The organism is Saccharopolyspora sp. NPDC050642, from assembly GCF_040654735.1.
Classification (GTDB): Bacteria; Actinomycetota; Actinomycetes; order Mycobacteriales; family Pseudonocardiaceae; genus Saccharopolyspora; species Saccharopolyspora elongata.
In genome coordinates, this window is the sequence record NZ_JBFAIN010000014.1 from 158058 (window position 1) to 170787 (window position 12730).

Consider the following 12730-nt stretch of genomic DNA (forward strand, 5'->3'; position numbering starts at 1 on the left):
TCGAGTCCGGCGTCGGCGCACGGGTCCTTCGGCGTGTCGGGGTCCGACACGCCGGAGGCTGTGGAGAACTTCCGCAATTTCAATGGAAATCGGACCTTCGATTTCCATTGAAATTGCGGGACCCCGGATGCGGTCGGCGCCGGGGCAGGGGTTGAAAGTCGGTGTTCGGTGTGAGCGGATGGGTACGGATCCGGCGGCGTGGAGGAGCGTGGTGATGGAGATCAGGGGTGCGGTGCTGCAGGAATGCGGTCGGCCTGGGCCGTGGGAGCGGTCGCGGCCGCTCGCCGTCACCGAACTCGACCTCGACTCACCCGGGCCGGGCGAGCTGCTCGTGCAGCTGGAGGCCGCCGGGGTCTGCCACTCCGACCTGTCCGTTGTGGACGGAAACCGGGTGCGCCCGGTGCCGATGCTGCTCGGGCACGAGGCCTGCGGCCGGGTCACCGAGGTCGGTGCCGACGTCACCGATCTCGCCGTCGGGCAGCGCGTCGTCCTGTACTTCGTGCCGCGGTGCGAGGAATGCGACGCGTGCCGAGCGGGTGGGCGGGCGCTGTGCTCGCCGGGCTGGGCCGCAAACGGTGCTGGCACGCTGCTCTCCGGCGCTCGCCGCCTGAAGTGGGACGGCCGCGAGGTGCACCACCACTGCGGCGTTTCCGGGTTCGCCACGCACGCCGTGGTCGACCGCCACTCCGTCGTGCCGGTCGCCGACGACGTGCCGCCGGAGATCGGCGCGCTGCTCGGCTGCGCGGTGCTCACCGGCGGTGGCGCGGTGAAGAACGCCGCCCGCATCGAGCCCGGCGAAGACGTCACGGTGGTGGGCGTCGGAGGGGTCGGCATGGCGGCGGTGCTGGTGGCGCTGGCTTGTGGCGCGGGCAGCGTGACCGTCGTGGATCCCTTGGCGGGCAAGCGGTCTCGCGGCCTCGAACTCGGCGCGACGAAGGCGTTGACGCCGGAGGAGGCCGTCGAATCCGGGCACAAGACCTCGGTGGTCGTGGAGGCGAGCGGCAACGCGAAGGCGTTCGAGACGGCGGTTTCGGTGACCGCGCCCGCCGGGCGGACGGTCTCGGTCGGCTTGGCCTCGCCGGAGGCGCGCAGCAGCATCTCGCCGTTGGCGCTGGTGAGCGAGACCCGCACGATCATCGGCTCGTTCCTCGGTTCCGGCCTGCCCGCGCGGGACATCCCGGAGTACGCGGACCTGTGGCGGGCCGGGAAGCTGCCGGTCGACCAGCTGGTGTCGGGCACCATCGACCTGGACGACATCAACCACGCGATGGACGAGCTCGCCGCCGGGCGGGCCATGCGCCAGGTCATCCGCTTCTGATCCGTTTCGGCTGGCAGTTCGCGCCGAACTCCCGCGCAGGGCCCGCTGTTTCGCCGACTCGTGCTCTCGAGGTGCTTGGGTAAGGTCGCCCTGGTGTCCGCGCCGAACGCCCAGCCCACCGACACCGTGCTCAGGACGGGACGCCGTCGCCTGCTGTTCGGTGTCCTCTTCTCGGCGGGGCTGATCGCGCTCGGGCTCGTGGTGGTGCTGGTGGCGGTCAACGCGGGCAATACCGCATTCGGCCTGCTGGCGGCGGGGGTCCTCCTGATCTGCTGCGCCGGGGCGGCGTTGCTCCTGGTCCCCGCCTGGAAGCGGCGGCACGACTGGCTGAGCGTCGATGCCGCCGGGGTGTGGTGCTGCGATGGCGAAGAGCAGCACGTGATCGAGTGGCGGCAGCTCAGCGGCGTCTCCTCGCACTGGGCCGACGGGTCGAGGCAGACGGGGCGCATGCCCTCGTACAGCATCGAGTTGTGGCCGTCGGGTCCGATCGACCGGGACGACGCGGTGCTGGGCCGATTCGTGCGGGACGAAGAACCGGCCGAGCCGCTGGGCCCGGAATTGGCGGCGCTGCACTACCGGATTCCGCTGGGCCGCAGGGGATGCGACGAGGTGATCGGCGCAGTGCGCCGGCATGCGCCGCAGCTGTGGCTGGGGCAGGTGCGGGGCGAATCCCGCGGCACGCTCCCGTACGAGTAGGCCGCTACGCTGCGGCTTCGGCGACGGTGAGGCTGTCCTCGTAGATGTGGTAGCGGGTGATCAGGCCGCCCTCGCCGGTCAGGTGCAGGGCGAACGGGGTGGTGAAGGCCCGGCCGTTGGCCCTGATGACCTGCGATACCTCGCCGAGCACCACCGCGTGCGGCCCGTCGACGAGGATGTGGCCGAGGCGCACCGCGGTTTCCCCGGGGACGAAACCGCCCAGCATCGTGCGGAAGAACTCGGCGACGTCGGCGCGCGTCGTGCAGTGCCGGATCCACGGCACCGCAGGCGATCCGACGATCTTCCAGTCGACGGTCTCGGCGAACAGCGCGGCGATGGCGTCGGGGTCGCCGCCGGCCAGGGTCTGCAGGAAGTCGTCGACGGTTTTCCTGAAGTTCATCGCGTTTCTCCTCGGATCGGAACTGCCACGAGTCTCGTGGCGATGCCGCATCGCGTCGATTACCCCGCGGGTAATGGGAGAACTGCGCGGCACGGCGCCGCGGCAGCGGCTAGCGTCGGTCCGGTCCGACGGCGTCGCGAGGAGCAGATCATGGAAGAGCAGTCCGCCCGGGGGGACATCCTGGAGACGTTGGCCGAGCGGCTGGGCAAGCGCCAGGTCTTCGGAGAACCCGTGCGGCAGGGCGACACCACCTTGCTGCCGGTCGCCCACGTCCGCACCGGCGGCGGTCGCCACGGTCACGACGACGGCGTCGGCATCGGCGTGGATGCCCGCCCGGTCGGCGCGTTCTCGGTTTCCGCCGACGGCAAGGTCGCCTGGCACCCGGCCGTCAACGTCAACAAGATCGTCTGGGGCGGCCAGCTGGCGCTCGCCGCCGTCGTCGTCTCCTTCGCGATCGCCTTCCGCCGCAAGCGCTGATCCGCGGTCAGGCCTTCGGGACTCCGGCAGCGAAAGCCGGTGCCAGCTGCTCGAAGGCCCGGTCGATCGACTTCATCCGGTCCGCGTCGCCGCGCACCCACTCCCGGGATGCGGTGTCGAGGGCCGCTGTCGCCGCGTTGGTCAGCAGATCCGCGGTGAACGCGTCGAGTCCGGAGCGTTCGCGCAGGACATCGGCGACGTCCTGGCGCCACTGCTCCCGCTTCTGGTGCAGCCGGGCGCGCAGCGACTGCGTCGTTTCGATCAGCCGGAGGCTGGTCGCGTCGTGCTGCGAGGAGTGGATCTTCTCCGCCCAGCGGCGCAGCACGTGGTGCAGGCATGCCCACGGCGGCTGGTCGGCGGGCTGGGCGCGCAGGTCTTCGACGACCTGTTCGCCGAGCGCGTCGATCCCACCGAAGACGGCGTCCTCCTTCGACGGGAAGTACCGGAAGAAGCTGCGCTTCGTCAGCCCGGCGGCCCGGGCTATCTCGTCCACGGTCGTCTCGTCGAAGCCGTGCTCGACGAACATCTCCAGGGCCAGGTCGGCGAGCTCCGTGCGGACCGCACGTCGCGCCCGTGCCCGCAGTCCATCGGTGCCACTCGCGCTGTTCACGCACCCTAGTCTACTTTATGTCATCAGGTGTCAAACACGACATCTGGTGACATGGGAGGCGAGAAGTGGCGACGATGAGCGGCAAGACGGTGCTCGTGACCGGTAGCACCGGTGGGATCGGCAAGGAGACGGCGCGCGGCCTCGCGCGGCTGGGGGCCGACGTGATCCTGGTCGGGCGCAACGCGGATCGAGCCGAAGCGGCGGCCGCGGAGCTCCGGCGCGACACCGGCAATCCCGGCGTCGAGGCGCTGATAGCCGATGTGACCAGGCAGGATGACCTGCGCCGCCTGGCGGAGCAGGTGCGGGCTCGTGACGGCGGCCTGCACGTGCTGATCAACAATGCCGGGGTCGCCAAGGAAAGCCGGGAGCTGACCGCGGACGGCGTCGAGATGGCGTTCGCGGCCAACGTCCTGGCCCCGTTCGTGCTCACCCACCTCCTGCTGCCCGAGCTTCGGCGCGCCGGTCGCGGGCGGGTCATCAACATCGCCGGCGGGGTGCCGCGCGGCCGGATCGACCTGGGCAACCTGCAAGGCGAGAAGTCCTACGCGGGGCTCGCGTTCTACAACCAGACCAAGCTCGCGCTGATGGCGATGAGCCGCGCCTTCGCCGAGCGCCTGCGGGAGCCCGGGATCACGATCAACGTCGCGTATCCCGGACACGCCTACACGTCCATGAACAAGAACCTGACGACGAGCGCGTACCCGTTGGCGGCGCGGCCGTTGGTGCCGCTGCTGAGGATCCTCATGCCGGTCATCTACGGCGGTGCGGCGGTGGAGAAAGCGGCCGCTTCCAGCATTCGCCTGGCGTCCGATCCGGGGCTCGCCGAAGTGCACGGCGTCTACTTCAACAGCAAGGCCGAACGCGCCCCGTGGCCGGCGAGCATCCGCGACCGGCGCAACCGGGACGCGATCTGGGCGCTGTGCCGGGAGCTCGGCCGGATCGAGGGTTGATTCAGCGGCCGTCTTCGCGGTCGGCCGCCGCCAGGATCGTGTCGAGCAGGCCGGGGAACCTGGTTTCGAGGTCGTCGTGGCGCAGCGACAGCAGGTTCTCCCGGCCGGACGGCTGCTGCCAGATCACGCCGCTGTCCCGCAGCACCCGCCAATGCCTGGTCAGGGTCGACTTCGACACGCCTTCGACGATGCTTCCGCAGCTCTGCTCGCCGCCGGTGGCGAGCGCGCGGACGATGGTCATCCGCAGCGGGTTGGCCAGCGCGGAGAGGACGTCCTGCAGCTGGATCTGGTCGCGGTCCGGATGCGTGCCGATCACCTCGTCGAGTCTACGCAAAAGTACGCATGGACGTGAACTGACTTCCGTTCGATTGTTGACGCATATGTGAACTGTTCACTAATGTGCGTACAGTCAATCAAGATCAATCGAATGGAAGGGCCGACATGTCCGCGCTCTCGACATCGCCGCCCGACACCGGTCGCAGCCTGGGGTGGAGCCTGGCGCTGCTGGCCCTGGCGCAGCTGATCTTCTCGCTGGACCTGAACATCGTGTTCGTCGCGCTCCCGGAGATCGGCGCCGAACTCGGCTTCCCGAACCAGACCCAGCAGTGGGTGGTCGGCGCGTACGCGGTGTTCGCCGGCGGCTTCCTGCTGCTCGGCGGCCGGGCGGCCGACCTGTTCGGCCGCCGCCGGATGTTCGTCGCGGCCCTCGTCGTCTACGCGGCCTCGTCGCTGGCCGGCGGGCTGGCGACCGGCCCCGGGCTGATCATCGCCGCGCGCATGGTGCAGGGCATCGGCGGCGCGATGCTGCTGCCGTCGACGCTCTCGCTGATCAACACGCTGTTCGAGGAGGGGCCGCGGCGGAACCGGGCGCTCGCGGTGTGGGGCGGGGCGGGTGCCAGCGGGCTCACCGTGGGCGCCCTGCTGGGCGGCGTCCTGACCGAGTTCTTCGGCTGGCCCGCGGTTTTCTACGTGAACGTGCCGTTGGCCGGGCTGGTCGCTGTCGCCGCGCTGGTCGTCATTCCGCGCGATGCGGCCGCGCAGCGGGGGCGGCGCTTCGACGTGCCGGGCGCGCTGACGGTCACCGGCGGCGCCACGCTGCTCGTGTACGCGCTCGTGCAGGGAGCCGAATTCGGTTGGGGCGCAACGGATGTAGTCGTGGCTGCAGCGCTTGCGGTGGTACTCCTCATCGCGTTCGCGTTCATCGAGGTGCGCAGCGCGGATCCGCTGATGCCGCCGCGCCTGCTGCGCAACCGGAGCCTCGTCGTCGGTGTCACCGCCACGTTCGTCTACATGGGCACGTTCGGTGCGCTGCCGTACTTCCTCACGATCCTCTTCCAGCAGGTGCACGGATTCAGCGCGCTGCAGACCGGGCTCGGCTTCCTGCTGCCGGCACTGGCGATCGCCGCCGGAACGCAGCTCGGCGAGCGCGCCGCCACCCGGTTCGGCACCCGTGCCACGCTCGTGGCGGGCGGCGTCATCGGAGTGGTCGGGACTGCGGTCCTGGCCGTCGGCTTCCAGGACGGTGCGGGTTACCTCGTCGCGGTTCCCGGGCTGCTGGTCTCCGGCATCGGGCAGGGGATCACCTGGACCGCGATGTGGATCGCGGCCGGATCCGGCGTCGCCGCAGGGGAACAGGGCGTCGCGTCCGGCATGGCTTCGACGACGCTGAACCTGGGCAACGCCATCGGCATCGCCGTGCTGACCGCCGTCGCCTACGCCGGGCACGCCGCCGAGCCCGCCGTGCTGGCCGACGGCGGGCGGCTCGCGGTGCTGCTCGCGGCGATGGGGATGGTGCTCGGGGTGCTGCTCGCGTTCGCCTTGCCGCGCAAGGAGATCCGGTAGCTCAGGTGTCGATGGTCTCCGGGTTCATGCCGGACCAGGCGATCAGGCGGTCCGCGACCTCTCCCACCGTCGGACGGGACTTCGGGTCCGGGTCGAGGCAGGCGTCGACGGTGCGGGACAGCGCCGCGGGCAGGCGCCGGTGGGTGCGCAGCGGCGCGGCAGTGTTGTGCCGCTGCGGGTAGTAGCGGGTGCCGTCGTCGTTGCGCTCGCTGGAGGACACCTCGGCCCACGGCGTGGTGCCGGAAAGTGCCTCGTACAGCGTGATGCCGAGGCCCCAGGTGTCCGCCGCCGGCGTCATCTCGCCGCCGGCCGCCTGCTCCGGGGAGAGGTAGTCGAACGTCCCGGCCGAGCTGTGCTCGCCGATCCGGCAGGCGAGGCTGAGGTCGAGCAACACCGCCCGGCCGCCGACCTCGACCACGTTCGACGGCTTCACGTCGATGTGCACCCAGCCGCGGCGGTGCAGGTAGCCGAGCACCGAGCACAGCTGGATGCCCAGCACCGCGGTGTCGATCGGCCGCAGCCGCCCGAGCTCCTCGATCAGGAAGCCCAGCGTGTGCCCCGGCAGCGTCTCGGTGATCACCACCGGCCGCGCCGGCTCGTCGGCCTGCGCGATCTCGTAGCCGCGCACCAGGTGCGGATGCGTGAACTGGGTCAGCAGCACGCCTTCGTTGCGGAGCCAGCCGATCGCGCGCTCGTCCGCGGCGCGCTCCGGCCGGACGGTCTTGGCGATGCAGCGGCAGGACCGCTCCTCGCTCCACACGTCGTAGACGTCCAGTCGGCTGCCGCGGCGCAGGTGCCCGACGACCCGGTAGCCGGGGGCGAGCACGTCACCCGGCGCGAGCGGCGGCCCCGGCGGTCCCCAGTCCTGGTCGGGTTCGCCGTAGTAGTAGGAGCTCAACGAATCGATCAGCACCGAACCGAGCCGATTGCGCGGCGTCAGCTGTGGCTGCGACGGCGGTAGTGGCCGTGGCTGCTGCTGCTCGAGTGGCGACGGCGGCGGTGCCCGCTGCTGCTGTCGTACCGGCGGCGGTGCCCACCGCTGCTCGAATGCCTGCGGCGGTGCCCACCGCTGCTGGAGTGCCCGTGCGAATGGTGCTTCGCCGGTGACACCATCTTGAACAGCTTCGAAAGGTCCATCGGCCCAGCTCCCGCATCGATCGGTGGCCGCGCGGTCGCGCGGTCCTTTGATCATTGTTCCTGGATTCGGGGGCGCGGTCGAGGAGTTTTGCACCTTTCGCGAATTCGGCCCAATGGCGGACTCGTCGGCGGCGATGGCCAGTGGTATGACCATCGCCGCCGACGAGCGGTCATCGCCTGGTCACAGCGGCTGCTGGACCGCTGCGGCGGCATCGACGACGCCGTAGCCGTAAACCGGGTTGAAGACCCCGCGCAGCCCCACCAGCGGCGTGCGGGCGGTGGTCATCAGCGCCTTCTCGATGCCGTCGGCGTTGCGGCCCTGCGCGCCGAGCAGCGCCGCGACGCCCGCGACCTGCGGGGCAGCCATGGAGGTTCCGGCGAAGGAGTCGTAGTCGGCCTGCCCGCACTTCGCCGAACCGGCACCGCGCGGCACCGTCGACCAGACGTCGTCGTCGCAGCCCTGCTTGGACGCGCCGCCCGGCGCCGACACGGCCCTGGTGTCCAGCTTGAGGGCGAGGTTGGAGTACGTGGAGTGGAGCTCGTTGGCGTCCGTCGCGGCGACGCACAGCGCGCCGGACTCCCAGGCCGGGGTGTCGCACAGCGGAGCGGTCTCGTTGCCCGCCGAGGCGACCACGACCACGCCCTTCTCGCGGGCGTAGGCGATGGCGTCCTTCGTCTCGTTGGCCAGCCCGAGCAGCGTCAGGACCTGCGTGCCGGGCTGCGCGCCGAGGCTGAGGTTCACGACGTTCGCGCCGTGGTCGGCGGCGTAGCGGACGCCCGCGCCGATGTCGGCGAACGTGCCGGAACCGTTCTCCAGCGCCTTGATCGGCATGATCCGCGCGTCCGGCGCGACGCCGGCGATCCCGATGCCGTTCCCGGCGACCGCCGCGGCGATGCCCGCGACGTGGGTGCCGTGCACGTCGGTCGGCTGGCCCACGCCGTCCACGCCCAGCCAGTCGCCGTTGCCGCACGGCGCCGGCCGGTCGCCGCAGCCGGCGAAGGTCGCGCCCGGCACCAGCTTCGGCGCCAGGTCGGGGTGGCCGAGGTCGACGCCGGTGTCCACCACGGCGATGACCTGGCCCGCGCCGGTGCTGGTGGCCCACGCCTCGGGGGCCCGCAGCTGGGCGAGTCCCCACTGCTTCTCGCCGAGCGGGTCCACCGCGGACTGCCCGCTCGCGGCCGCCTGGGTCGCGAGGACCGATAAACCGACCAATCCGGCGGTGATCAGGGCCCGCATCCGCATCGAGATCTCCCAACTTCGGCAGGAATTTCGCCGGATCAACGAGCCTCGCCGGGAGCCGGTGCGCGGCGCGGGGCGGAAGCGGCCGTTCGCCGCGCCAAGTTCGGACGCTCGGCCCAACGCCGACGCCGGAAATGCCTTCCCCGCGCCGGATTTCCGGTTCCACCCGGAGGGTGGGTCGCCCGGCTGCGGGCCGTACCGGGGTCCGGGGTCCCGCAATTTCCATTGAAATCGAACCTTCGATTTCAATGGAAATTGCGGGCGACCTGGGGAGACCTGCGGAGGGGGAGCTCGGCAAACGCGAAGGGCGTCCTTCGCCGGTGCAACCGGTGAAGGACGCCCTCGGGTGGGGTTGTTACCTGGTGGATTCGGATTCCTGCGCGGACGTTCGCGGCTCCGGAACGGCGTCCACGCGACCGGCGTCGGCCTCGTCGCGGTGGTACTCCCCTGGGGCCGTGCCGACCACCGCGACCGTGTCACCGCCCACCGTCGGCTCCGCCTCCGCGGGCTGCTTCCGCCAGGCGTTGAACAGCAGGTTCAGCAGCAGGGCCGCGATGCAGCCGGTGCTGATGCCGGAGTCGAGCACGGTGCGCAGCGCGGCCGGGAAGTGCTCGTAGAAGTGCGGTGCGACGACCGGGACCATGCCGATGCCCAGCGACCCCGCCACGATCAGCGAGTTGAACGGGTCGCCCAGGTCGGACTTGCCGAGCGTCCGGATGCCGCTGGTGGTCACCGAACCGAACAGCACCAGCGCGGCGCCGCCCAGCACCGGCTGCGGGACCAGCGAGACGACCGCGCCGACCACCGGGAACAGGCCCAGCAGCACCAGCACACCACCGGCGGTGGCGACCACGTACCGGCTGCGGACCCGGGTCAGCGCCACCAGGCCGATGTTCTGCGCGAAGGCGCTGCAGGTGAAGCCGCCGAAGACGGCGCTGATCGCGCTGCCGGCGCCGTCGGCGCGCAGGCCGGCCGCGATGGTCTTCTCGTCCGCGGGCCGGTCCACGATCTCGCCGAGCGCGATCATGTCCGCGGTGGTCTCCATCATCGCCACCAGCATCACGATGCAGATCGAGATGGTCGCGGTGATGTTGAACGTCGGAGTGCCCAGCGCGAACGGGGTCGGGAAGTTGAACAGCGGCGCCGACTCGAAGGTCTCGGTGTCGATCAGCCCGACCGGCCAGGCGATCAGGGTGCCCGCCACCAGGCCGAGCAGCAGCGCGATCCGGTTCCAGAAGCCCTTGAGGAAGCGGTTGAACAGCAGCACCAGCGCGAACGTCACCGCGCCGAGCGCGATCTTCTCCGGTGCCGCGTAGTCGGGCGCCTCGGCGTTGTTGCCCGCGATCCACTTGATGCCCACCGGCATCAGGGACAGGCCGATGAGCGTGATCACGGTGCCGTTGACCACCGGCGGGAAGAACCGCACCAGCCGGGAGAAGTAGGGGGCGATCACGAACGCCAGCACGCCGGCGATCAGCACCGAGCCGTAGATCACCGACAGCGGATTTCCCTGGCCCTGCTGCGCGACGATGGCCAGCATCGGCGCGACGGAGCCGAACGTGACGCCGTTGACGAACGGCAGCCGGGCACCGATCTTCCACACGCCCAGCGACTGCAACATGGTGGCCAGACCCGCGGTGAACAGGCTCGCGCCGATCAGCAGGGTCATCTCCAGCGGCGCCAGGCCCATGGCCTCGCCGATGATCAGCGGCGGCGCCACCACGCCGGCGTACATCGCGGCGATGTGCTGGATGCCGAACGCCAGCAGACGCGCCGGCGGCATTACCTCGTCCACCGGGTGGACATCGGTGGGTTTTCCGTTTCTGGTGCCGCGGTTGCGACGGGTCTTGAAGAGGGCCATAGGGGACTCCTGGGCCGCAGGGGCTGGTCAGATCAAGTCACTATCAGCGCCGGGTTTGTTCGCTGTTTCTCTTCATTGCCGGGAAATCAACCTTCGATCCACAATGGACCGATGGTTTTCGGGCGACTGCCGGGCGCCCGAAGCTCGGGTAGCAGAAGGGGCCACCAGGGAATCTCCGGTGGCCCCAACTGCAGGATCAACGGTGATCCTCGATTGCCGGTCCTCCTCGCGCGTGGGGAGGCCCGGCGGTCGAAAACTGCGAGAACTGCGGTGAACGATCAGAACTGCGGCAGGCTGTACCAGGCCTGCGGTGCTTCCTCGACGTCGTCGCGGGTGACGACGCCCTCGATCAGGCCGTACGGCCGGTCCGCGGCGAAGAACACCTCGTTGTTGTTCTCCAGCCCGCAGTACTCGAGGTCGACCAGGAAGTGGTGCTTGTTCGGCAGCGACAGCCGGACCTCGGCCACCTCCGGGTGCTTCTCCATCGCGGCCTTGCCCATCTCGTACAGGCTCTGCTGCAGCGCCAGGCTGTGCGTGGTGGCGAAGGCCTCCAGCATCGTCGCCCGGATCGACTCGAAGCTCTTGCCCCAGTCCACGTCGGTGTGGAGGTAGCGCCAGCGGGCGGTCACCGCGGTGGCCAGGATCCGGTCGTTGGTCTCGGCCAGCGTCGTGTACTTGTCCTTGGGGTAGCCCCAGAACTCCGAGCCGGTGGACTTGAGGACGATCAGGTCCTTCAGCCCGGACACCACGTGCGCCCGGTCGCCGTCGATGGTGACCGCCGTGGTGCGCTTCTCGTCGGTGGAGCGGGCGAAGGAGTGGTCGTGGCCGGTGCCGCCGACCGGGATCCGCTCCCAGCTGTACTCGTCGATGAGGATGCGCGCGCCGGTGATGCCGTCGGCCGTGCCGACGAAGTGCCGGCCGAGCCGCAGCGCGAAGTCCTCGATCTCGCCGATCGGCGCTTCCTTGGCGAAGGCGTAGACCGTGTTCTTCTGCGTGTCGGTCGGCAGGCAGTTGCTGTTGTCGCCGGTGAGGTGCACGTCATCGAGGTCGCCGCGCAGCGAGGAGCTGACGTTGAGGTCCTTGATGGTGTGCCGCGCGTTGTCCCGGTTCACCGAGACGATGCGGACCTCGGCCTTGCCGTACTGGTTGGGGCCCATGACGATGCCCATGCGGTGATCAGCTCCCTCGGTAGGTGGAAAAGGCGAACGGGCTCAGCAGCAGCGGGACGTGGTAGTGCTGCGCGGGGTCGGCGATCCGGAAGGTGATCTGCACCTGCGGGTAGAAGGTCGCGACGCCCTGGCTGTCGAAGTACTCGCCGGTCTCGAAGGTGAGCCGGTAGTCCCCGGCCTCCAGCCGGTCCGGGCCCAGGTCCTTGATCCGGCCGTCGTCGTCGGTGCGGCCGGAGGCGATCGAATTCCAGTCGGTGCCCTTGGCGGCCTCCAACCGGATCGCGACCCCGGCGGCGGGGGCGCCCCGCGCGGCGTCGAGCACGTGGGTGGTGACGGCACTCATCCTTCGATCACCTTTGCCAATCTCAGACGTGCGATCTTGCGGAGTTCGTCGGCGACGATCCGCAGCTCTGCTCCGGGCTCGTTGTCCAGCCGCGAGTGCAGGATCTCCAGCAGCTCCGCGCCGCTGCGACCGGCGGCGCAGACCAGGTACACGCGCCCGAACCGCTGCTCGTAGGCCTCGTTGCCCTCGCGCAGTGCGCGGGTCAGCTCGGCGTCGCCGCCGTCGACCCCGGACTGCTCGTTGCGGGAGAACTTGGCCGAGGTGTTCTCGCCGGTGGCGCGCTCGCCGATTCGGGGGTGTGCGGCGAGCGCGCCGTCGATCTCCTCGGGGGTCAGCTCCGGCGCGGCGGCGTCGGCGGCCTGGTAGACGGCGTCCACGTCGGCGAACGGGCGCCGGTCGGCGATGTCGGCGGCCCAGCGGGGGATGTCCAGGCAGGCGAGGAGCCGCTGGACGAGTTCCGCTCGGGGTAGGCCGTTCAGCCGGTCCGTTTCGGTGGTTGTTGACATCGCAAACTCTCACAGGATGTGCGGCCCCGAAGAGGTTTTCGGGATTGGCGGAGGCGGCGGACGAGAGTCCGAGCATGCCTGGGCTGTGCTGCGGTTGCCGGTCACGAGCTCCGGTGCGGCAAAAGCTACGACTGTGCTCAGCCAAGTGTCAACACTTTGTTGAAAAATCCTGGTCGCGCGT

Annotated in this window: 15 protein-coding genes; 5 read left to right on the plus strand and 10 right to left on the minus strand. The window is 70.2% G+C overall.

All coding sequences use genetic code 11. From position 1 onward, the window contains the following. Nucleotides 1-214 precede the first annotated feature (214 nt). Nucleotides 215-1318 (plus strand): alcohol dehydrogenase catalytic domain-containing protein, encoded by a 1104-nt coding sequence (locus AB0H93_RS22755; protein ID WP_358575008.1) that lies wholly within the window; start codon nucleotides 215-217, stop codon nucleotides 1316-1318. Between the two features lie 93 nt (nucleotides 1319-1411). Further along, the gene (locus AB0H93_RS22760; RefSeq protein ID WP_358575010.1) at nucleotides 1412-2014 is read left to right on the plus strand and encodes a hypothetical protein; all 603 of its coding nucleotides are present in this window, start codon (nucleotides 1412-1414) and stop codon (nucleotides 2012-2014) included. Between the two features lie 4 nt (nucleotides 2015-2018). On the opposite strand, the gene AB0H93_RS22765 is transcribed toward AB0H93_RS22760, so the two are convergent. Beyond that, nucleotides 2019-2414 carry a nuclear transport factor 2 family protein gene (locus tag AB0H93_RS22765; RefSeq protein ID WP_358575011.1) on the minus strand — a complete coding sequence of 132 codons (396 nt, stop codon included), beginning with the start codon at nucleotides 2412-2414 and terminating at the stop codon, nucleotides 2019-2021. A 150-nt stretch (nucleotides 2415-2564) separates the two neighbouring features. Between AB0H93_RS22765 and AB0H93_RS22770 the strand changes: the two genes are divergently transcribed. Next, nucleotides 2565-2891 carry a hypothetical protein gene (locus AB0H93_RS22770; protein WP_358575012.1) on the plus strand — a complete coding sequence of 109 codons (327 nt, stop codon included), beginning with the start codon at nucleotides 2565-2567 and terminating at the stop codon, nucleotides 2889-2891. A 7-nt stretch (nucleotides 2892-2898) separates the two neighbouring features. On the opposite strand, the gene AB0H93_RS22775 is transcribed toward AB0H93_RS22770, so the two are convergent. Then, nucleotides 2899-3501: a TetR family transcriptional regulator gene (locus AB0H93_RS22775; RefSeq protein ID WP_358575013.1), complete on the minus strand. Its 603-nt coding sequence runs from the start codon at nucleotides 3499-3501 to the stop codon at nucleotides 2899-2901. Nucleotides 3502-3575: 74 nt separating this feature from the next. On the opposite strand from AB0H93_RS22775, the gene AB0H93_RS22780 reads away from it, so the two are divergent. Then, nucleotides 3576-4451 (plus strand): SDR family NAD(P)-dependent oxidoreductase, encoded by an 876-nt coding sequence (locus AB0H93_RS22780; protein WP_358575014.1) that lies wholly within the window; start codon nucleotides 3576-3578, stop codon nucleotides 4449-4451. Nucleotide 4452: 1 nt separating this feature from the next. Here the strand turns inward: AB0H93_RS22780 and AB0H93_RS22785 are convergent, their stop codons facing one another. Further along, nucleotides 4453-4767, minus strand: a complete 315-nt coding sequence (locus tag AB0H93_RS22785; protein ID WP_358575015.1) for a helix-turn-helix domain-containing protein — start codon at nucleotides 4765-4767, stop codon at nucleotides 4453-4455. Nucleotides 4768-4892: 125 nt separating this feature from the next. Between AB0H93_RS22785 and AB0H93_RS22790 the strand changes: the two genes are divergently transcribed. Beyond that, nucleotides 4893-6293 (plus strand): MFS transporter, encoded by a 1401-nt coding sequence (locus AB0H93_RS22790; protein ID WP_358575016.1) that lies wholly within the window; start codon nucleotides 4893-4895, stop codon nucleotides 6291-6293. A gap of 1 nt (nucleotide 6294) precedes the next feature. Here AB0H93_RS22790 and AB0H93_RS22795 read toward each other — a convergent pair whose 3' ends face one another. From AB0H93_RS22795 to uraD, 7 genes are all read right to left on the minus strand, one after another. Continuing rightward, complete coding sequence (locus AB0H93_RS22795; RefSeq protein WP_358575018.1) at nucleotides 6295-7206, minus strand: serine/threonine-protein kinase; 912 nt, start codon at nucleotides 7204-7206, stop codon at nucleotides 6295-6297. A gap of 23 nt (nucleotides 7207-7229) precedes the next feature. Next, on the minus strand, nucleotides 7230-7430 hold the full coding sequence (locus AB0H93_RS22800; RefSeq protein ID WP_358575019.1) for a hypothetical protein: 201 nt from the start codon (nucleotides 7428-7430) through the stop codon (nucleotides 7230-7232). Nucleotides 7431-7611: 181 nt separating this feature from the next. Then, nucleotides 7612-8673: a S8 family serine peptidase gene (locus AB0H93_RS22805; protein ID WP_358575020.1), complete on the minus strand. Its 1062-nt coding sequence runs from the start codon at nucleotides 8671-8673 to the stop codon at nucleotides 7612-7614. Between the two features lie 352 nt (nucleotides 8674-9025). Then, on the minus strand, nucleotides 9026-10531 hold the full coding sequence (locus AB0H93_RS22810) for a nucleobase:cation symporter-2 family protein (protein WP_358575021.1): 1506 nt from the start codon (nucleotides 10529-10531) through the stop codon (nucleotides 9026-9028). A gap of 278 nt (nucleotides 10532-10809) precedes the next feature. Further along, a complete protein-coding gene (gene pucL / locus AB0H93_RS22815; RefSeq protein WP_358575022.1) occupies nucleotides 10810-11700 on the minus strand; it encodes a factor-independent urate hydroxylase in 891 nt (296 codons plus the stop codon). 7 nt (nucleotides 11701-11707) lie between these two features. Beyond that, a complete protein-coding gene (uraH, locus tag AB0H93_RS22820) occupies nucleotides 11708-12043 on the minus strand; it encodes a hydroxyisourate hydrolase (protein ID WP_358575024.1) in 336 nt (111 codons plus the stop codon). Continuing rightward, complete coding sequence (gene uraD, locus AB0H93_RS22825; RefSeq protein WP_358575025.1) at nucleotides 12040-12549, minus strand: 2-oxo-4-hydroxy-4-carboxy-5-ureidoimidazoline decarboxylase; 510 nt, start codon at nucleotides 12547-12549, stop codon at nucleotides 12040-12042. Before uraD ends, uraH begins: the two co-directional genes overlap by 4 nt. Between the last annotated feature and the right edge of the window lie 181 nt (nucleotides 12550-12730).

What these genes read in the sequence shown, in the direction of transcription:
- AB0H93_RS22755 (WP_358575008.1), top strand. Translation starts at nt 215, where the DNA reads ATGGAGATCAGGGGTGCGGTGCTGCAGGAATGCGGTCGGCCTGGGCCG.
- AB0H93_RS22765 (WP_358575011.1), bottom strand. Translation starts at nt 2,414, where the DNA reads ATGAACTTCAGGAAAACCGTCGACGACTTCCTGCAGACCCTGGCCGGC.
- AB0H93_RS22770 (WP_358575012.1), top strand. Translation starts at nt 2,565, where the DNA reads ATGGAAGAGCAGTCCGCCCGGGGGGACATCCTGGAGACGTTGGCCGAG.
- AB0H93_RS22780 (WP_358575014.1), top strand. Translation starts at nt 3,576, where the DNA reads ATGAGCGGCAAGACGGTGCTCGTGACCGGTAGCACCGGTGGGATCGGC.
- AB0H93_RS22790 (WP_358575016.1), top strand. Translation starts at nt 4,893, where the DNA reads ATGTCCGCGCTCTCGACATCGCCGCCCGACACCGGTCGCAGCCTGGGG.
- AB0H93_RS22800 (WP_358575019.1), bottom strand. Translation starts at nt 7,430, where the DNA reads ATGGACCTTTCGAAGCTGTTCAAGATGGTGTCACCGGCGAAGCACCAT.
- AB0H93_RS22805 (WP_358575020.1), bottom strand. Translation starts at nt 8,673, where the DNA reads ATGCGGATGCGGGCCCTGATCACCGCCGGATTGGTCGGTTTATCGGTC.
- AB0H93_RS22810 (WP_358575021.1), bottom strand. Translation starts at nt 10,531, where the DNA reads ATGGCCCTCTTCAAGACCCGTCGCAACCGCGGCACCAGAAACGGAAAA.
- pucL (WP_358575022.1), bottom strand. Translation starts at nt 11,700, where the DNA reads ATGGGCATCGTCATGGGCCCCAACCAGTACGGCAAGGCCGAGGTCCGC.
- uraH (WP_358575024.1), bottom strand. Translation starts at nt 12,043, where the DNA reads ATGAGTGCCGTCACCACCCACGTGCTCGACGCCGCGCGGGGCGCCCCC.
- uraD (WP_358575025.1), bottom strand. Translation starts at nt 12,549, where the DNA reads ATGTCAACAACCACCGAAACGGACCGGCTGAACGGCCTACCCCGAGCG.